General features: G+C 71.3%; 11 protein-coding genes and 1 pseudogene. 7 read left to right on the top strand and 5 right to left on the bottom strand.

The window, feature by feature from the left end:
• Positions 1-50: 50 nt before the first annotated feature.
• Entirely contained in the window at positions 51-1,076 is a 1,026-nt protein-coding gene (locus O1G22_RS07750) for a lytic transglycosylase domain-containing protein (protein ID WP_270086362.1), read from the bottom strand.
• 406 nt (positions 1,077-1,482) lie between these two features.
• On the opposite strand from O1G22_RS07750, the gene O1G22_RS07745 reads away from it, so the two are divergent.
• Positions 1,483-4,101 carry a LamG-like jellyroll fold domain-containing protein gene (locus tag O1G22_RS07745; RefSeq protein WP_270080635.1) on the top strand — a complete coding sequence of 873 codons (2,619 nt, stop codon included), beginning with the start codon at positions 1,483-1,485 and terminating at the stop codon, positions 4,099-4,101.
• A 105-nt stretch (positions 4,102-4,206) separates the two neighbouring features.
• Here the strand turns inward: O1G22_RS07745 and O1G22_RS07740 are convergent, their stop codons facing one another.
• Entirely contained in the window at positions 4,207-4,626 is a 420-nt protein-coding gene (locus tag O1G22_RS07740) for a ribonuclease domain-containing protein (protein WP_270080634.1), read from the bottom strand.
• Between the two features lie 542 nt (positions 4,627-5,168).
• Here O1G22_RS07740 and O1G22_RS07735 point away from each other — a divergent pair.
• Positions 5,169-8,501, top strand: coding sequence for a lectin (locus tag O1G22_RS07735; RefSeq protein WP_270080633.1), 3,333 nt, complete (start codon positions 5,169-5,171; stop codon positions 8,499-8,501).
• An 82-nt stretch (positions 8,502-8,583) separates the two neighbouring features.
• Here O1G22_RS07735 and O1G22_RS07730 read toward each other — a convergent pair whose 3' ends face one another.
• Positions 8,584-11,343: a trypsin-like peptidase domain-containing protein gene (locus O1G22_RS07730; protein WP_270080632.1), complete on the bottom strand. Its 2,760-nt coding sequence runs from the start codon at positions 11,341-11,343 to the stop codon at positions 8,584-8,586.
• Positions 11,344-11,347: 4 nt separating this feature from the next.
• A complete protein-coding gene (locus O1G22_RS07725; protein WP_270080631.1) occupies positions 11,348-11,689 on the bottom strand; it encodes a CU044_2847 family protein in 342 nt (113 codons plus the stop codon).
• A gap of 316 nt (positions 11,690-12,005) precedes the next feature.
• On the opposite strand from O1G22_RS07725, the gene O1G22_RS07720 reads away from it, so the two are divergent.
• The 3 genes and pseudogenes from O1G22_RS07720 to O1G22_RS07710 form a co-directional block, all read left to right on the top strand.
• Positions 12,006-13,562, top strand: coding sequence for a Re/Si-specific NAD(P)(+) transhydrogenase subunit alpha (locus O1G22_RS07720; protein ID WP_270080630.1), 1,557 nt, complete (start codon positions 12,006-12,008; stop codon positions 13,560-13,562).
• A 6-nt stretch (positions 13,563-13,568) separates the two neighbouring features.
• Positions 13,569-15,035, top strand: a complete 1,467-nt coding sequence (gene pntB / locus O1G22_RS07715) for a Re/Si-specific NAD(P)(+) transhydrogenase subunit beta (protein ID WP_270080629.1) — start codon at positions 13,569-13,571, stop codon at positions 15,033-15,035.
• Between the two features lie 100 nt (positions 15,036-15,135).
• Positions 15,136-15,423 (top strand): annotated as a pseudogene (locus O1G22_RS07710) (class II aldolase/adducin family protein); the annotation flags it as partial.
• 8 nt (positions 15,424-15,431) lie between these two features.
• Here the strand turns inward: O1G22_RS07710 and O1G22_RS07705 are convergent.
• Entirely contained in the window at positions 15,432-16,355 is a 924-nt protein-coding gene (locus O1G22_RS07705; RefSeq protein WP_270080628.1) for an alpha/beta fold hydrolase, read from the bottom strand.
• A 384-nt stretch (positions 16,356-16,739) separates the two neighbouring features.
• Between O1G22_RS07705 and O1G22_RS07700 the strand changes: the two genes are divergently transcribed.
• Entirely contained in the window at positions 16,740-17,726 is a 987-nt protein-coding gene (locus tag O1G22_RS07700; RefSeq protein WP_270080627.1) for a hypothetical protein, read from the top strand.
• Between the two features lie 50 nt (positions 17,727-17,776).
• Positions 17,777-19,633: an HSP90 family protein gene (locus O1G22_RS07695; RefSeq protein ID WP_270080626.1), complete on the top strand. Its 1,857-nt coding sequence runs from the start codon at positions 17,777-17,779 to the stop codon at positions 19,631-19,633.
• Positions 19,634-19,635: the final 2 nt, after the last annotated feature.

The raw sequence follows: 19,635 nt of genomic DNA, 5'->3' as shown, positions 1-19,635 counted from the left end.
GGCCCCTTCGCACTCACCCGCCGGTCCTGTGCTTCCGGCGGGTGGCGACATTACCGCCGAGTAGTCGCGGTTGTGGAGGGGGAGGCGCTCATCGTGTTCCAGCCGTTGCCGATGGTCAGCGGCCCCGCGTCGGGCAGCACGCCGCCGCCGGGCAGCGTGAGAGTCGGCTCGGGGACGGGGACCGGCGGCGCCCCGGACGCCTTCGGCGCGCCGGCCGTCGGGGACGGGCTGGGGGAGGGCGAGGCGGGCGGCGCCGACGGCGTGCGCGAGGGACCAGGGCCCGGCTTCCGGTCCTCCGAGGGCTTCGACGGCGAGGGCTTCGGCCTCTGCGGGCGGGACGGCTTCGGCCGGTCCGGCCGGGATCCGGTGGACGCGTCCGGCACCACGCGGTGTCCGGTCAGGTAGTACGCGTACCAGGCCTTGACGGTGCGCAGATAGGCGTCCGAGTGGTTGTAGCCCAGGATCGCCCGGTCCAGGTCGGCGGGGTTCGAGAGGTCCCGGCCGCCCGCGCACAGGTAGCGGCCGGCGGCGAGCGCCGCGTCGTAGACGTTGTTCGGGTCCGACCGTCCGTCGCCGTTGCCGTCCGCGCCCCAGCGGGCCCAGGTGGACGGGATGAACTGCATCGGGCCGACCGCGCGGTCGTACACCGCGTCCCCGTCGTACGCGCCGCCGTCGGTGTCCGGTACGACGGCGAAGGCGCCGCCGGTCAGCCGCGGGCCGAGGATGGGCGTCACGGTCGTACCGTCCGGGGTCACCCGGCCGCCCCATGCCTGCCCGGACTCCACCTGGCCGATCGCGGCCAGCAGCTGCCAGCGCAGCCGGCAGCCGGGCGCGCTGCGCGCCAGCTCCTCCTCGGCACGCCGGTACGCGGCGAACACGGTCGCGGGCAGGGCGCCGCCGGCCGCCGCTCCGGGTACCGAGCCGCTCTTCCGTGTCCGCAGCGGGGGGAGGCCGGTGCGGTACGGGGTGTCGCCGGACACGCTGGGGCCGTGCTCGGCGGGCGCCGCCGTCCGCGCGGGCTCCGCGGCCTCGGCCGAGACCGCCCCCGGCGCCTGCGACGCGGTCAGGACGGCCATCGCCGCCGCCGCGATCGCCGTACCCCTGGCACCCCTCAGTGCCCCCTTGAGTGCACGCGCTGTCACTGTGCAGTCCCCTCCGTGGGTGAATCCGTCGTCTGCTCTACGCGCCCGGAGGGCGGGTCCGTCGCGCGGAACCGGGGGGACCTGGATGCGGGTAGGGCGTGGTGCTGCTTGAAGAAGTCCTCCTGCACGGCTGCCTCTTGAGAACCGCGTGGTGAATGAGGCCTGGAGAAGCATTGCCGTACGAGGGGTGTTGACGGGCCTCGCCGACACCTTAAGATCCCTGCTGCTCGAAGTACCGATCGCCGTACGGGATATCGAACAAGGTTAGCTGACGCTTCGGCAGGCTGCCCTGCTCCGGCCGGTACGCAACGCAACGGTCTGTCATAAAGGAATGAGCCGCATGCCTTCAGAAGCCGGAGTGCCCCGCAGAACCGTCCTCACCGTCCTGGGCGCCGCCTCCCTCGCCGGCACCTTCGCCGCCGCCGCTCCCGCCGGGGCCGCCGAACTCACCAGCACATCCGCGAGCGCCACCGCCGCGGACCTCCCCGCCGCAGCCGCCCACTGGACCTTCGACGAAGGCGCCGGAACCCTGGCCGCCGACTCCTCCGGCAACGGTCGCAGCGCGACGCTCCAGGGTGCGGCCGGCTGGGACACGGGCAAGGTGGGCACCCACAGCCTGAGCCTCACGGCGGGCGGCAACGCCACGGCGTCCGGGCCGGCCCTCGACACCTCCAAGGCGTTCTCGGTGGGCGCCTGGGTCAACCTCGCCCAGCTCGGCGGCTACCAGACCGCCGTCAGTGTCGACGGCAAGGTCGTCAGCTCCTTCTACCTGGGGCTGCGCGACGACACCGGCACCTTCGCCTTCGCCCGGCTGGGCTCGGACGCCACCCAGAGTGCCGCGGTGGCGGCCGCCGCTTCGGCGCCCGCCGCCAACACCTGGACCCACCTGGTCGGCGTCAGCGACCCGGCCGCCGGGGTCATCCGCCTCTACGTCAACGGCGTGCTGGAGGGCGAGACCGCCTACACGGCAGGCTGGGCCGGCACCGGCGACACCGCCATCGGCCGCGCGCTCTACGGCGGCGGGCACGTCGATCAGTGGCACGGCCTGATCGACGACGTATGGATGTTCCCGTCCGTCCTCACCTCCGAGCAGGTCGCGGCGCTGGCCGGGGTCCCCGTGGAGACCACGACGCCGCTGCTGAGCGTGGACGTCGCCCACCCCGCGCACGCCGTGTCCCCCGTCCTCCCCGGTTTGATGTTCGAGGACATCAACCACTCCGGCGAGGGCGGCATCTACGCCGAGCTGGTGCAGAACCGCTCGATGATGGCCAGCGACACCACGCCCGTCCACTGGTCCGCCGTCGGCGGGACGACCCTCTCACTCGACACCGCCAATCCGCTCAACGCCGCGCTGAATCGTTCCCTCAAGGTCGTTCTGCCGAGCGGCACCGGGGCCGGAAACCGGGCCGGTGTGGCCAACGACGGCTTCTGGGGCATACCTGTGCGGCCCAGAATCACCTACACCGCCCGACTGTTCGCCAAGGCGTCGCGACGCATCGGCCCGCTCAGGGTGGCCATCGAGTCGGCGGACGGTGCGACGGTGTACGCGTCCGCCCACGTGGCCCACATCGGCACCGCCTTCCCCGGCCGCCCGTTCGAGCTGACTCTGCGCACCGGTTCGCGCACCCCCGTGGTCGGTGACGCACGGCTGACCGTCACCACCGCCGACCCCGCTGCCGCGGGCGAGACCCTGTGGCTCCAGCACGTGTCCCTGTTCCCGCCCACCTACAACAACCGGCCCAACGGCCTGCGCATCGACCTGATGGACAAACTGGTCGCTCTGAAGCCGAAGTTCCTGCGCTTCCCCGGCGGGAACTTCCTGGAGGGCAACACGATCGCGACACGGTTCAACTGGAAGAACACCATCGGTCCGGTCTGGGAGCGCCCCGGCCACATGGACGACGCCTGGGGCTACTGGTCCACGGACGGACTCGGACTCCTCGAATACCTGGAATGGGTCGAGGACATGCGTGCCCAGCCGGTCCTCGCCGTCTACGCCGGCTACGCGCTCAAGGGCGACCACGTCACCGGCGACGCACTCAAGCCGTTCGTCCAGGACGCACTCGACGAGATCGAGTACATCACCGGTCCTGTCACCAGCACCTGGGGCGCACGACGCGCCGCCGACGGACATCCGGAGCCGTTCCCGCTGGAGTACGTGGAGATCGGCAACGAGGACTGGTTCGACTCCTCGGGGTCGTACAACGAGCGGTTCGCGGCCTTCTACGACGCGATCAAGGCGAAGTACCCGCATCTGAAGCTGATCGCCACGACGTCCGTGACGAGCCGCACGCCGGACCTGATCGACGAGCACTACTACCTCGCGCCGTCCGCCGCCCAGGCCTCCACCCACAAGTACGACAACCGGGACCGCAATTCGACGAAGGTGTTCGTCGGAGAGTGGGCCGCGCAGGAGGGCCGCCCCACACCTGACCTCAACGCCGCGCTCGGTGACGCCGCGTGGCTGGCCGGGCTGATCCGCAACTCGGACCAGGTCCTCATGGAGTGCTACGCGCCGCTCTTCTCGCACGTCAAGAACAACGTCTGGGCCACCAATCTGATCGCCTACGACAACCTCACCAGCTATGTGTCGCCCAGCTACTGGGCACAGCACATGCTGACGAGCAGGCTCGGCACCACGGTGCTGCCGGCCAGCGCGCGTGCGCTGCCCGGCCTCGCCACCGTGGCCACCCGCGCCGGGAACCGCCTCTACCTCGCGGTCGTCAACTGCGGGACGGAGAAGGTGAACGTGCCGGTCGAACTGAAGGGGCTGGCCAAGGGGGTCAAGAGGCAGGCCACCGCGACGATTCTGACCGGCCCCTCGCGCACCACCACCAACACGCTGGCACAGCCCGACACGCTGGTGCCCAGGACGAGCACCGTCACCGGCGCGGCAGCGACCTTCACCAGTACCGTGCCGCCGTTGTCGGTCACCGTACTGGAACTCGTCCTGACCTGATCGCGGCGATCGAGGGGCGGTCCCGGGAGGACCGCCCCTGCTGGGCATCAGCCCACCACCCTCACCCGCTCGTCGGAGCAGGCCGGCGGAAGTCCTGCTGGAGGATCAGAGCTGGTAGAAGTCGGTGTAGTGGTTGGGCGAGTACCAGACCGCGCCGGTGTCGGAGTCGACGACGATCCGGTAGGCGTCCCGATGGGCGCCGCACGCGCGCGGGTAGACGTCGTACTCGTAGAAGGTGTCACCGGAAGGCAGCTGCCCGTCGTTGTTGTAGAACTCGCCGCCCGCGTAGCTGCACTCGCCGTCCGGCCAGTCGTACCAGCCCCGACTGGTCGGGTAGCCGAGGTCGGACCAGGTCGAGTTGGCCGAGGCTGCGTCGGAGCATCCGGCGATGTTGCAGGAGCTGTAGACCGCCGCGTTCGCGGCAGGGCTGTTGACGGCGGACACGCTGAGCACGGACGCGATGGCGGCGATCAGCACCGCGAAGCGCTTGGCCCAGGACGGCTGGGGACGTCGCAGAGTCAGCAAGGAACCCTCCAGGTAAATGCGTGCAATGGTGCGTGCATGGACATGACAGTCTGATGATCTTGCGTGACATCCGGGTGTATCGCCGGTTGCGGGGGAGGGACAATTCCCTTGTGACGCAGGCACCTTGTGCGGCTGGGTGGTCGCGGTGGCAGACCGCGGGCGTCCGGTGGAGACGCGCCGAGGTCGTTGAGCATGCCGACGGTGGCGTTCGTCGGCGGCGGCCGGAGGGCGGAGTCTTCGGCATCCGTAGTCGCACGTGCCCGTCTGTGAACTGCGCACTCAGAAAGTTGTGTTGGCCTCGTTGACATGTCACGAGCGCACACGTTTCACTCAACACTCGTGCATGGCAACGTTGTCAGGCTGCGGCAGTGGCCGGAACTGTTGCCTGTCGCCGGCGTTCCGGCGTTCTTCGGTACGCCGTCACCTGATGTGCGAAGCACGAACCGCTGCGGAGGCAACCGATGGTGAGACCCCGACGTTCAGCTGCGCCACGTGACCGCAAGAGATTCCGCCGACGCCTGGCCGTGGTCTCGGTGCTGGGCATGGCCGCCCTCCCGCTCACGGCAGGGGGAAGCGCCCATGCCGCGAGCACCGCGACGCCGGCCTTCGTGAAGGATCCCGCGTCCCTCGTCAACCCCCTCATCGGCACGTCCGGGGCCGTGGACACCTTCCCCGGTCCCGACATGCCGGCCGGCATGGTGCAGTGGGGCCCCGACACCGCGCCCCACCGCCCTGACGGCGGCGGCTACGAGTACAACGACAACAAGATCTCCGGCTTCAGCCTCACCCATGTCTCGGGACCCGGCTGCCCCGTCGCCGGCGACCTGCCCATCCTGCCGGTGACCGGCGCGCTGTCGGGCAGCCTCGGCGGCACGTCCGTCGGCTTCAGTCACGCCGACGAGCAGGCGGGCATCGGCTACTACAAGGTGACCGACGCGAGCGGCGTCAAGACCGAGTTGACCGACACCACCCGCGCCGGCCTGGGCCGCTTCACCTTCCCGGCGGGCCGGCAGGCCAACCTGCTGTTCAAGCTCAGCGGCGGTGCCACGCAGGTGGACGGAACCCGCGTCCAGGTGGTGAACGACCGGGAGATCAGCGGTGCGATCGACAGCGGCCACTTCTGCGGCGCGAGCAACAGATACACGCTGCACTTCGACATCAAGTTCGACCAGCCGTTCACGGCGAGCGGCACCTGGGTGGGCAGCACCATCAACCCCGACGCGACGTCGCTGAAGGCGGGCAAGGTCCAGCAGACCCCCCAGGCGCCCAAGTCCGCGCCGCTGAAGGAGAAGCACTTCACCGTCCCGGCGAAGCCGGCTCCGACGATCCACGGGAGCGGCGCCAAGGCCTCCGGCACGCCGTCACCGACGCCGAGCGCCGGCACCGCATCCCGGTCTTCGGCCACGGTCGAGGCCGCCCAGCCCCCCACGACGGGCGCGAACGGCATGTACCTGACCTTCGACACCTCCACCCACCCCACGGTGAGCGCGAAGGTCGGCATCTCGTACACGGATGACGCGGGCGCGGCGGACAACGTTGCCACCGAGATCAGGACATGGAACCTCGACACCGTCGAGCAGGCCAACCACAAGGCCTGGAACGCGGTGCTGAACAAGCTTCAGATCGGCGGCGGCACCCCGGACCAGCAGGCGCAGTTCTACACCGCGCTCTACCACGCGCTGCTGCACCCGAACATCTTCTCCGACGACAACGGCCGGTACATGGGGATGGACAACCAGGTCCACAAGCTGACCCGGGGGCAGAAGGCCCAGTACGCCAACTACTCGGGCTGGGACACCTACCGCTCCCAGACCCAGCTGATGGCGATGGTCGAGCCCGAGGTCGCCGGCGACGTCGTCACCTCGATGCTCAACGGCTACGACCAGACGGGTCTGCTGCCCAAGTGGGCGTCGAACAACGGGGAGAGCTACGTGATGGTCGGTGACCCGGCCGCCGGCATCATCGCCGACGCGTACGCCTTCGGCGCGACGGGCTTCGACACCGGCAAGGCGCTCGCCGCTCTCCAGCACGAGGCCACCGCCGCGAACAACGACCGCCCCGGCGAGTCGGTACGGGACGCGAGGGGCTATCTCCCGCTGGACGAGGGCGACTACGGCTGCTGCAATTTCTACGGCCCGGTCTCCACGCAACTGGAGTACGACTCCGCCGACTACGCCTTCGCCGCCTTCGCGAAGTCGCTCGGCAACACGGCCGTGTACGAGAAGTTCGCCACCCGCGCCCAGGACTGGATGAACGTCTTCAATCCGCAGACCGGCTACCTGCAGGGCAAGGACAAGGACGGCCAGTTCGCGGGCGGTTTCACCCCCGGCACCTCCAACGGCTTCGTGGAGGGCACGTCGGCCCAGTACACGCCCATGGTCCCGTTCAACCTCAAGCAGCTCATCCAGGCACGCGGCGGTGCCGACGCGTACTCGTCGTACCTGGACAGCCTGCTCGACGACATCACCAATCCCGGCAACACCAACGCCGACCTGAGCAACGAGCCCAGCGTGGAGATCCCCTGGGAGTACGACTACACGGGCCGGCCGTGGAAGACCCAGGCCGCCGTCCGCAAGGCCCAGCAGGAGCTGTACTTCAACGCCCCGGTCGGCTCCTTCGGCAACGACGACCTCGGCGCGATGAGCTCCTGGTACGTCTGGTCCGAACTCGGCCTGTACCCCGAGACCCCGGGCACGGACACCCTGGCGCTCGGCAGTCCGGTCTTCCCGGTGGCCCAGGTGACCTTCGCAGGCGGCAGGACGGTGCGGATCGACGCACCGCAGGCCGCGCCCGACGCGCCGTATGTGCAGTCGCTCAGCGTCAAGGGCAAGGAATGGAAGACCTCCTGGCTGACGTACGGGCAGTTCAAGGGCGCGGGGAGCATCGACTTCACGCTCGGCACCCAGCCCGACCCCTCCTGGGCGTCCGATCCTTCGGCGGCGCCGCCGTCGGACACCACGGGCGGCGGCCGGGTGCTGGCCGCGACCGGTCCCTCCAGCGACGGCCTGGTGCTCCAGCCGGGCACGTCCGGTGACGGCACACTCGACCTGACCAACCTCGGCAGCGCGGCCGTCACGGTCGGCTGGCAGGCGACGGCGCCCTCCGGCGTCACGCTGGACACGGCGTCCGGCTCGCTGACGGTGCCCGCCTCGGGCAGGGCCGAGGCGAAGGTCCATGTGACGGCGGGAGCGAGCGAGGGGACGTTCCCGGTCACCTTCGCGCTGACCGATCACACCACCGGTGCGGCACTGGGCGGGGCGACCCTCCGCGTGGCCGTCGCCAAGGCCGGTGCGCTGTGGCCGTACGACACCAACGAGGGCGTCTACCCCGACGGCAGCAGCTTCTCGGGCGGCTTCGACAACGGTGGCTGGGCGTTGTCGCAGAACGCGCTGTCGGCGGCGGGTGTCACCAGCGGTTCCACCCTCACGGTCGACGGCATCTCCTACACCTGGCCGACGGTGACGTCCGGTCAGCTGGACAACCTGGAGATGGCCGGCCAGACCATCTCGATGCCGGCCGGCACGTCGGGCGCCTCGCTGGGTCTGCTGGGCGCGGCGACCAACGCGCCGACCGACGGCAGCGGGGTCTCGGGCACGGTGACCGTCACCTACACCGACGGCACCGTCTCGAAGGCGACGGTCGGCTTCTCGGACTGGACGCTGGGCGGCGGGTCCGGCAAGCCGCTCCCGGGTGACACCACGGCGGTGACGACGGCCTACCGGAACACCGGGAGCGGGGGCCGGGACAACGTCAAGACCTACGTCTTCGCCACGAAGGTCCCGCTGGATCCGTCCAAGCAGGTGGCGTCGATCACGCTGCCGGTGACGGGATCGACGGGTACCGACCATCTGTTCGCCTACGGCTTCGGCCGGTAAATGACACCGCAGGCACGCACGCCGGCGGGCCGGTTCCCGGGCGCGAGCCCGGGAGCCGGCCCCGCCCGCCCGCACCGGCTCGTCAGCGCGGATCGTCGTCCGTCTCCTCCGGGTACTCGGCTGCGGTGAGCATCAACGAGTAGTCGGTGATCGATTCCCGCGCCAGGAGGCGTGCGACCGTGCGCCGGTACGGTTTCAGGCCGGCCCGTTGCGCGGGTGTCCATGGCTGTGCATCGCTCACGGCGACGGCATTCGCCAGCACCTTCGCGGCTTCTTCCGCTTCCGCCTGCCGGCCGGCCCCGCTCAGCAGCAGGCCGTAGTTGTTGTAGACCGCGGTGACCAGCCCGGCCCATCCCTGCTGGTCCTCGCGGGCCAGGCCGAGTGCGATCCCGGCGGCCTCCTCGGACGCTCGCAGCGCGGCATCCGGTTTCCCGGTCGTGGCCAGCAGGCTGCCCAGGCGAGTCAAGGCCTGCGCGAGGAGCGGCCGGTGGGCCGGGTCGCGCCGCGCCAGGGCCCTGCGTACCTTGACCGCTCGCCGGGCGACCCGCAGGGCCGGGCGGTACCGGTCGAGCTCGACCAGCCGGTAGCCGAGGACGTCGAGGCAGGCGGCATGGACGGGGCCGTAGGTGTCGGGATCGGCTCGGGCGAGCTTCGCGGCGAAGGCCGCGGCTGTGCGGGAGTGCAGCCAGGCGTGCTCCGGCTCACCGCGGGCCGCGAAGAAGTTTGCGATCTCCCACACCGCCTGGAGCAGCTGCGCGGCCCTCTCCCCGCCCTTCGAGGCCCAGATCCGGGAGGAGACGGAGCGGTCGTAGCGCAGCAGCAGCGCGCCGAGGATCGCGTGGACCATCTCCGAGTTCCGCCCCGTACGGGCCACCCGCTGGTGGAGGGGGAGCAGCACATCGACGTAATCGGCGCTCTCCAGCACCTCCCGGAACACGTTCCATCCCGGGGTTCCCGGGCTCAGTACGCCGGCTGCGGGCGGGAGGAAGTCCAGGGGACGGGTGCGGATGAGAGTGCCCATGCTCTGCGTCAGCCAGGTGGCCGGCTCGTGGGAGCCCCGCCGGTGCAGGGCGACACGGGTGCGGTCGAGGACCGTCATGGCCTGCTCGGCCTGTGCGAAGGTGCAGTCGGCGAGTACGGAGGTCAGCAGGCCGACGGACGCCTCGGCGCTGCCGGCGTCGTCGATCACCTGGGACAGCAACTGCTCGGCCAGCCGGTCGGGTTGCAGGGGTGCCCAGTACAGGCCGGGATGCGGGTACAGCCGGTGCAGCACATCGGCGGCGCCCGCCAGCGCGTTCTCCGGCACCGTCTCCAGACGGCCGAGGGCAGCCTGGGCCTGTTCTGCGGAGGCGGCGGAGAACAACGCGGGGAGCAGCAGTACACGCCTGACCGACGCGTCTTTCACGGGCAGTGGCGCCTCGTGCTCCTGCGCCAGGTCGGTCCAGTACTTCTGCTCATGCCTGAGCACGCGTCCCAGTGGGTCCCACGACCCGACGCGGACTCCGTCACGGCGCGCGAGCACCGCGTCCAGGGCCAGTGCGTGCAGGCTCAGTACGTCGTCGGGGCCGTCGGCTTCCGGCAGGGCCGGAGGCGCCGGGGTGGGCTCGCCGATGATGGCGGCGTGGAACGCCTGCCATGCCGCGGACAGCACCGGGCCGGGTCCGGTGCGCTCGCCGAGCGGGGACAGGCGGACCGGGGTGCCGTCCACGACGTCCCCGTTCTTCAGACTGTTCCACCACAGGCCGTCCGACCGGGCGAGCAGCAGAACGCGCACCCTGCCGGGCTCTTCCTGTTCCAGGGCCGTCAGCAGTGCCTTGTTGAGATCGGTGCGCGTTTCGGCGTAGTCGACCACCACCAGCACCCGGTACCCGGCGTCCAGAGCCTCCCATATGTGCGGAACGGTCTCGTGGGAGTCGCCCGGCAGGAACCCGGCGATCCAGCCCTGCTCGTCGAGCACCTGGCACAGCCGCATCGCCAGGCGGGTCTTGCCCGAGCCGCCCGGCGCGGTGACCAGCCGCATGCCCATGCCGTCCTCCCGCAGGCACCAGGCGAGAAGGTCGTCCAGTTCGGGCCGGGCGATGAAGGGCACCACCTCGTTGGCGGTCTGCAGCCACCAGGACGGCGGCCGGTCCGGCCGCGGAGCCGCGACGCGCGCCGGGTGCCGGTCCGCACCGAACAGCTGGGCGTGCAACTCGGATCTGCGCGAGGCCAGATCGAACCAGGCGGTGCCCGGCCGGTGCGGGTTCTCATCCACGGCGGCTGCCGTGTGCTCGGCGATGACGTGGGCCGGGACGATCCAGCCTCCCTGAACCTCTTCGAGTTTGCGAGACGCCTTGACCATGCCGCACACCCTGCCGGTCGTGGTGTCCAGCACCAGAGCGCCGCTGAGGCCCACCTCTATCCGGTCTTCCTTGACGCCCAGCAGGGAGCCGGCCGGGCCACGGACGGTCATCGACAGCGAGTCCCGCTGCACGCCCGGCTCGGCGGTGAACCGGCTGAAGCCGCGGGCCACGACGACCGCGCCGGCCTGCGGCGGCTCCTCGGCGAGCCACACCCCTTGCCGGTCCAGCCGCTCGCCCAGACTTACCAGGGCGATGTCCGGGCTGTCGTAGTACTCTCCGCCGCCCCGCCGGGGTGGATGGCGGGCGATCACGGTGCCGGTCCGGTCGGCGGAGCCGGAGATCCGGACCAGCACCTCGTCCGCGGCCTCCTCGACGACGTGGGCGCAGGTGACGACCAGTTCCGGGGTGAGGACGAATCCGCTGCCCTTGAACCTTCCGCCGACGTGTATCGCCACGGCGTGGCTGTCCGCGAGTTCGGCCAGACGGGGGTCCAGCGTCATGGGTTCAGCTTCCCGTCGCGGAGCCGCTCTCGGTGGCCCGGTCCCAGCCCATCCGGACGGTGACGCTGGCCTCGCCGCCGGTCTCGGCGATGACCGCCACCAGCTTTCCCGTCTTCACGGCCAGCTTGACTCCGAACTCGACGTCGATCCGGTCGGGCGGTTCGGGTAGCGACTCGCGGACGCTCTCCAGTGCCCACCGGCCGACCTCGCCCAGCGCCTGGCGGGCCTGCGACAGCCGCAGGCGTCCGGTGTCGGCCACATCGGAGCCCCCCGCCGACAGAACCTCCGCCAGTACGACCTCACCGCTGTCCAGCTCGACCTCGACCAGATGACTCCGCCCGCTCACCGCAGCCCCCCGCTGTTCCTCAGTCCGTTCGAGTGGTGGCGCGAGTATAGCGCCGCGATCGTCAGGGCGTTGCAGCACAACACGCTTGTCACAGAGGGGAGTTGGGGAGCAGCTCGGCGCGATCGGCGAGTTCGGGGGAGGGCCGCACACACCGGCTCGCTGATGCTGGTTCTCCCTCCCGACGGCCGGGTCCGCCGCCCCGGGCGACTCCGACGGGTAGGTTTCCTGTGGCGCGCGTTCACGGAACGAGTCCCGTGAACGCCCTTTTGAACGCGGATACCCGTCGAACCCTCCTCCCAAGGAGAGAACACGAGACATGTCTGCACAAGAATCTGCGCAACACCCACCCCAGCGCATCGGTGTCGTGGTCGAGTCCGCTCCCGGGGAGACGCGTGTCGCGGCGACACCGACGACGGTGCGTCAACTGCTGGGCCTCGGCTACGAGGTCGTGGTCGAGTCCGGGGCCGGCGCGGCCTCCGGTTTCGGCGACCAGGCCTACCTTGATGCCGGCGCCGGGATCGGCCAGGCCTGGGACGCGGATGTCGTCCTGAAAGTGAACGCTCCCTCCGACACGGAAATCACCCGGCTGCGGGAAGGCACGACCGTGGTCGCCCTGCTGGCCCCGGCGCAGGCGCCCGAGCTGCTCCGGAGACTGGCCGCGGCCGGCGTGACGGCTCTGGCGCTGGACGCGGTGCCTCGCATCTCGCGCGCGCAGTCGATGGACGTGCTGTCGTCGATGGCGAACATCGCCGGGTACCGGGCGGTCATCGAGGCCGCGCACGTCTTCGGCCGGTTCTTCACCGGTCAGGTCACCGCGGCGGGCAAGGTGCCGCCGGCGAAGGTGCTGGTCGCCGGGGCGGGCGTGGCCGGTCTGGCGGCGATCGGCGCCGCCTCCAGCCTCGGCGCGATCGTGCGGGCCACCGACCCGCGGCCCGAGGTGGCCGACCAGGTGAGGTCGCTGGGCGGCGAGTACCTCCCGGTGAACGTCGCCCAGGAGACCGGCACCGACGGCTATGCCAAGGCGACCTCGGCCGACTACGACCGTGCCGCCGCCGAGCTCTACCACGAGCAGGCCGCGGACGTGGACGTCGTGATCACCACCGCGCTGATCCCCGGCCGGCCGGCGCCTCGCCTGCTGTCGGCCGAGGACGTGGCCGTCATGAAGCCGGGCAGCGTCATCGTCGACATGGCCGCCGCCCAGGGCGGCAACGTCGAGGGCACCGTGCCGGGGCGCGCGGTGGTCACGGACAACGGCGTCACCATCATCGGCTACACCGACCTCGCGTCCCGGCTGCCCGCCCAGGCCTCGCAGCTGTTCGGCACCAACCTGGTGAACCTGCTGAAGCTGCTCACCCCCGCCAGGGACGGGCGGCCGGCGGTCGACTTCGACGACATCGTGCAGCGGGCCGTGACCGTGGTGCGGGACGGCGACGTCACCTGGCCGCCCCCGCCCGTGGCGGTGTCGGCCGAGCCCGCCGCGCAGCAGGCGGCCGAGCCCGCCGCACCCGAGCCGAAGCAGCGGAGGCTGACGCCTGCGGGACGCTTCGGCCTGATCGGGCTCGGCATGCTCGCGATGTTCCTGCTGGTGGCCTTCGCTCCCGCGCAACTGGCGGAGAACTTCACGGTGTTCGCGCTGGCGGTGGTGATCGGCTACTACGTCATCGGCAAGGTGCACCACGCACTGCACACGCCGCTGATGTCGGTGACCAACGCGATCTCCGGGATCGTCGTGATCGGCGCCCTGCTGCAGATCGGGCACGAGAGCCGGACCGTCACCGCGCTGTCCTGCGTGGCGATCCTGTTGACGAGCGTGAACATCTTCGGAGGTTTCGCCGTCACCCGCCGCATGCTGTCCATGTTCTCGAAAGGCTGAGCCGAGATGACCTCCCTGACGGCCTCCCACTCGGCCGACCTGGTCGCCGCGCTGCTGTTCATCCTCAGCCTGGCCGGCCTGTCCCAGCACCGCACCTCCCGCGCCGGCGTCGTCTACGGCATCGCCGGGATGGCCTGCGCACTGGTCGCCACGGTCGTGGTGGCGGCGCAGAGCATCACCGCCGGGGCGGTGACCCTGATCGTGCTGGCCATGGCACTCGGCGCGGCGATCGGCCTGTGGCGGGCCCGCCGCGTCGAGATGACGCAGATGCCGGAACTGATCGCGGTGCTGCACAGCTTCGTCGGCCTCGCCGCGGTGCTGGTGGGCTGGAACAGCTACCTGGAGGTGGAGGCGCACGGCACGGCGCAGACGCGGGTCGGCGCCGGCCTGCTGGGCATCCACCATGCCGAAGTGTTCATCGGCGTCTTCATCGGCGCCGTCACCTTCACCGGCTCGATCGTGGCGTTCCTGAAGCTCTCCGCGCGCATCAAGTCCCGTCCGCTCACGCTGCCCGGCAAGAACGTGCTGAACCTCGGCGCGCTGGGCGCGTTCGTCGCGCTGACCGTCTGGTTCACGGTTCGTCCGGACCTGCCGCTGATGATCGCGGTCACCGCGCTGGCGCTGACCCTCGGCTGGCACCTGGTCGCCTCCATCGGCGGCGGCGACATGCCCGTCGTCGTCTCCATGCTGAACAGCTACTCGGGCTGGGCTGCGGCCGCGGCGGGCTTCCTGCTCGACAACAACCTGCTGATCGTCACGGGCGCGCTGGTGGGCTCTTCCGGCGCCTACCTGTCGTACATCATGTGCAAGGCGATGAACCGGTCCTTCATCTCCGTCATCGCGGGCGGTTTCGGCATCGAAGCCCCCACGGGCGGGGGCGAGGAGCAGGGCGAGCATCGCGAGGTGCGGCCCGCGGAGGCGGCCGAGATGCTCGCCCGGGCCCGCTCGGTGATCATCACCCCCGGTTACGGCATGGCCGTCGCCCAGGCCCAGCACCCGGTGGCGGAACTGACGCGGCACCTGCGCGAGCGGGGTGTCGAGGTGCGCTTCGGCGTCCACCCCGTCGCCGGGCGCCTGCCCGGGCACATGAACGTACTGCTGGCCGAGGCGAAGGTGCCGTACGACATCGTCCTGGAGATGGACGAGATCAACGACGACTTCGCCGGCACCTCGGTCGTCCTCGTCATCGGCGCGAACGACACCGTCAACCCGGCCGCGACCGATGACCCGGGCAGCCCGATCGCCGGCATGCCGGTGCTGCGCGTCTGGGAGGCGGAGCAGGTCATCGTCTTCAAGCGCTCCATGGCCTCCGGCTACGCGGGCGTGCAGAACCCGCTCTTCTTCCGCGAGAACAGCAGCATGCTCTTCGGTGACGCCAAGCGGAGCGTCGAGGAGATCCTGCGCGCACTCGGCACCGACGGCGGCCACGGGGCGGCCCCGGCCGCGCGTCAGGCGACGACGGCCGGCCGGTGAGCCGGTTCCGATCCCGTTCGCCGTCCGACCGGCCCGCCGATGGGCGGCCCGGCACACCTCCGTGGCCGCAAGCCCACCACGGAGGTGAGCCGGCGACCCGTACAACACCGGCCGCGTCATCGTGGACACGCTGGAAGAGGGCGACCGGAAGGCCGCGGAGGTGCCCGCCGCACTCGTCGCCCACCACGGGCCCTTCACCTGGGGCGCCACCGCCCGCAAGTCCCTGGAACATGCCATCGTCTGCGAGGCCGTCGCCGACATCGCCATCCACACACTGAACCTGGCGCCCGCCGGCCCGCCGCCCCGTCACCTCCTGGAGCGGCACTACACCCGCAAACACGGCCCCAACGCCTACTACGGCAACCCGGAGATGTCCGTCTCCGGGTGACGGCGCGGTCACCTGGACGCTGCGACCGATGCCGCCGTGAGCCTGTCCACGGCTGCCGCGACCGCCTCGGGGCTGGAGATCGGCGTCAGGTGGCGGGCACCCGGGATGAGCGTGGGCGGCGGTGCGCCGATGCGCCGGGCGGTCTCCTGCGGTGTCTGCCGGGTGAACACGTCGTCCTGGGCTCCGAACACCACGGACTTGGGCAGGCGCACCCCGGTGAGCCGGGCCACCTGGTCCGCGGGCAGACCCGGCACCCCCGCGGCCAGCATGCTCCAGAGCGCGTTCTCCGCGCCCGGCACCCGGAGCGGGCGTCGCCACTGATCCAGACCGGCGGCGTCCAGGCGCGGACAGGAGGGCCCGCACTGTGCGTCGTACACGCTGCGGATCACCGCGTCGATGCCGAGCCCGAGCCGCAGCAGGCTGGTGCGGTACGGGTCGATCAGCACGTACTTCAAGGCCGGCGGCGGCCCGGCGCCCGTGTCGAGGGCGTCGCCGTCGAGGAGCATCACACCCCCCAGCCGGCCAGGGGCCCGCAGCGCCGCCTCGGCGACCACGGCGGCTCCGCTGGAGTGCCCCACCAGCAGCGGGCGCCCGCCCGGGCCGCCGAGGTGCGTGGCGTCCAGGAAGCCCAGGAGCTGCCGGGTGAAATGGGCGACGGTGTACGGGCCGTGGCGCTCGCTGTATCCGTCGCCCGTCAGGTCGAGCGCGTACACCCGGTGGTCGCGGGCGAGCAGCGGGGCAAGGCGCGACCAGGTGTCCACGGATTCGAAGGCGCCGTGCACCAGGACGACGGGTGGGCCCGCCGTACCCCAGGTCTGGTAGCGCGTGCGGATGTCGGCGGCCTGCACGTACCTGAGCCCCCGCGGCGGCGCGGCGCGCCCGGCCGTGACGGCGTTGTAGACGAACGAGGCCGCCGTGACGACCACCAGCACGACGGCACAGCCCAGCGCGGTGCGCCGCAGCCACCGCCGCAGCCGGGAGCGGCGAGGCCGGTGCGCGTGCTCGGCAGGGGGCGACGACGGAGCGGATGCCGGACCGGCGCTCCCGTCTCCGTCTGCGCCTCCGTTCTCGTTTTCGTTCCCGGTCCCGGTCCCTCTCCCGTGCCCGTTTCCGTTTCCGTCTCCGGCTCCGGCTCGGCGAAGATCAGCTGTCACAGCCCACAGCATCACTCATGGGGCACCCGCGGTCATCCTGCGGGGGGAGCCATCATGACTACTCCGCCGGGTGTATGGGGAGCGCCGATCAGCTGCAGGCGGTGTCGGTGGGGCCGCTTATGCTGCACCGGACGATCACGCGGAACCTGGGGAGGGCGCGGCATGTTCGACAGGCTGTTCGGCAGGGGTGGGGAGAGACCGGCGGCGGATCCGTACGCCCTTCCCGTCCCGCGCAGGCAGAAGAACGGGATGTACACACTGCGCGCGCTCGGAGACACGCGGGTGCTCGCGTTGGTGGAGGCGGCCGGCGCGGGTGACTGGGGGGCGGTCAAGGCGGCGCTGGCACCCTTCGACCTCGGCCGAGACCATCAAGTGCTCGGTGAGCTGGCCGACCTGGACGGTGTGCAGAACTGGATCGGCCGGGCCGTCGAGGAGGACAAGGAGCACCGGGCGACGGCTCTGCTGATATCCGGGGCGCGTCACATCACCTGGGGCTGGGAGGCGCGCACGAGCGCGCGTGCCGTGGACGTCACGCAGGAGCAGTGGCGGGTCTTCCACGAGCGGCTCCACATCGCCGAGGAGCAGCTGCTGGAGGCCGCTGAACTGCGGCCGGAGTGGGTCACGCCGTGGCGCCGCCTGCTCACCTCCGGCCGCGGCATGTCGCTGGGCCCCGCTGTCAACGAGACCCGGCTCGACGCCGCCCTGCGCCGCGACCCGCTGGACCTGGAGACCCACGTCGAGTGGGTGTCGCAGTTGCAGCCCCGTTGGGGCGGCGAGCCCGGCGAGGCCCTGGCGTACGCCCGTGAGGCGTTCGCCGCAGCGCCCGACGGCCATCGCCTCGGCTGCGTGATCGCCATGGCGCACATCGAGGACTGGGTCGAGTCCGACCGTAAGAACTGCCTCATCTCGCCCGCGATCCAGGACGAGTTGCTGGAATCGGCCGAGCGCAGCATCCTCCACCCCGCCTATGTGCGCCGCCCGGGCTGGCAGCACGACTTCAACATGTTCGCCATGGCCTTGTCCCTGGCCTCCGAGAGGCTCGTGTTGCCGCGCGTCTTCCGCGAGCTGCAGGGCGCCTACACCACGTGGCCCTGGCGGTACATGGCGAAGCCGGAAGAGATGTACGCCCGCGCCCGGCGCAACGCCTGAACCCGCCACCCCACCCGCCGCTCGTCGCTCACCTCACCCCGGACTGCCCGATGACTCTGCCCGAAACTCCTCTCAGCCCGGCCGGCGCCGACCGCACCTTCCAGGTGGATCTGCGCGGCCTCGTCGATCTCCTCTCCCACCACCTGTACTCCAGCCCTCGCGTCTATCTGCGTGAACTCCTGCAGAACGCGGTGGACGCGCTGACCGCGCGGCACGGCCTCGAACCGGCCGCCCCCGCCGATGCCTTCGGCATCCGCCTGTACGCCGACGGTTCGGTGGTCCGTGTCGAGGACGACGGCGTCGGTCTCACCGAGGCCGACGTGCACACCTTCCTCGCCACGATCGGCCGCAGCAGCAAGCGCGCCGAGAAGATCGCCGAGCAACGCGCGGACTTCATCGGCCAGTTCGGCATCGGCCTGCTGTCCTGCTTCCTGGTCGCGGACGAGATCCATGTCCTGAGCCGTTCCGCGCGTACCCACGACGCCCCGGTCGTGGAGTGGCGGGGCCGCGGCGACGGCAGCTACACCGTCCGCATCCTGCCCGCCTCCGCCCGCCCCCGGCCCGGCACCACCGTCACGCTGACGCCACGCGCCGACGCGGGCGAGTGGACCCGGCCGGCCCAGGTGCACGCGCTGGCCCGGCACTTCGGCTCCCTGCTGCGCCACCCGGTGACCTTCGACGACGGCACAGCCGGTGCGGGCGGCCCGGGCGCACCCGTCAACCCCGAGCCCGCACCCTGGGCGCGTACGTACCCCACGCCGGGAGCCCGCTCCCGCGCGCTGGCCGCGTACGGCGAAGAGGTCTTCGGGTTCACGCCGCTGGACACCATCGAGCTGGACCTGCCGGCCGTGGGCCTCAAGGGCATTGCGTGCGTGCTGCCCGAGACGGTGCCGGCCGGGCGCCGCCACGGCCATCGCGTGCACGTCAAGGGCATGCTGCTGTCCGAGCAGGCCGAGGAGATCCTGCCCGAGTGGGCGTTCTTCGTCCGCTGCGTCGTCGACGCCGAAAGCCTGCGCCCGACGGCGTCCCGCGAGTCCCTGTACGAGGACGACACCCTCGCCGCGGTCCGGGACGCCCTCGCCGAACGGCTGCGCGCGTGGATCGCCCGGACCGCCGCCAGCGACCCGGACCTCCTCGGCCGCTTCCTCCACGCCCACCACCTGGCCGTGAAGTCCCTCGCCGTGCACGACGACGAGATCCTGCGGATGCTGCTGCCGTGGCTGCCGTTCGAGACCACCGACGGACACGCCACGCTGGACGAGTTCGCACGCACCCACCGCACCGTGCTCGTGACCTCCAGCGTGGAGGAGTTCCGGCAGGTCGCGGCGATCGCCGCGGCCGCCGGGCTCGGCGTCGTCAACGGCGGCTACACCTACGACCGTGAACTGGTCCACCGGCTGCCGGAGATCAGACCGGAGGTCAGCGTCGCCGACCTCGACCCGGCCACGCTCACCGCCCACCTCGACCCCGTCGACCGGGAGACCGAACTGGCCGCCGCGGCCTACCTCGCCCTGGCCCGCGACGCCCTCGCCGTCTTCGACTGCGACGTCGCGCTGCGCACCTTCCAGCCCGCCTCCGCCCCCGCCCTCCTCCTCGACAGCCGCGAGGCCCGGCACGAGCGCACCCGTTCCCAACTCGCCCGCGAGCAGCAGGGCGGCCTGTGGGGCGACATCCTCGGCCACCTGCGCCAGGAGGCGCCACGGGCCCAGCTGATCCTCAACCAGCTCAATCCGCTGGTCCGTACGGCCGTCACCATCGACGAACCCGAACTGGCCCGCACCAGCGCCGAAGCCCTCTACGGGCAGGCCGCGATGCTGTCCCGGCGCCCGCTCAGGCCCGCCGAATCGAGCCTCATCAACCGCTCCTTCCTCGACCTTCTCGCCCACGCCCTCCGCAAGGACAGCTGACG

The sequence above is a fragment of the Streptomyces camelliae genome (assembly GCF_027625935.1).
GTDB classification, from domain to species: Bacteria; Actinomycetota; Actinomycetes; order Streptomycetales; family Streptomycetaceae; genus Streptomyces; species Streptomyces camelliae.
Note: the sequence above shows the minus strand (reverse complement) of the source record. Positions and strands in the feature narration are given on the sequence as shown.

Excerpts from the sequence above, each read along its gene's own strand:
- O1G22_RS07750 (WP_270086362.1), bottom strand. The coding sequence starts at position 1,076 with ATGGCCGTCCTGACCGCGTCGCAGGCGCCGGGGGCGGTCTCGGCCGAG.
- O1G22_RS07745 (WP_270080635.1), top strand. The coding sequence starts at position 1,483 with ATGCCTTCAGAAGCCGGAGTGCCCCGCAGAACCGTCCTCACCGTCCTG.
- O1G22_RS07735 (WP_270080633.1), top strand. The coding sequence starts at position 5,169 with ATGGCCGCCCTCCCGCTCACGGCAGGGGGAAGCGCCCATGCCGCGAGC.
- O1G22_RS07730 (WP_270080632.1), bottom strand. The coding sequence starts at position 11,343 with ATGACGCTGGACCCCCGTCTGGCCGAACTCGCGGACAGCCACGCCGTG.
- O1G22_RS07720 (WP_270080630.1), top strand. The coding sequence starts at position 12,006 with ATGTCTGCACAAGAATCTGCGCAACACCCACCCCAGCGCATCGGTGTC.
- pntB (WP_270080629.1), top strand. The coding sequence starts at position 13,569 with ATGACCTCCCTGACGGCCTCCCACTCGGCCGACCTGGTCGCCGCGCTG.
- O1G22_RS07700 (WP_270080627.1), top strand. The coding sequence starts at position 16,740 with ATGTTCGACAGGCTGTTCGGCAGGGGTGGGGAGAGACCGGCGGCGGAT.
- O1G22_RS07695 (WP_270080626.1), top strand. The coding sequence starts at position 17,777 with ATGACTCTGCCCGAAACTCCTCTCAGCCCGGCCGGCGCCGACCGCACC.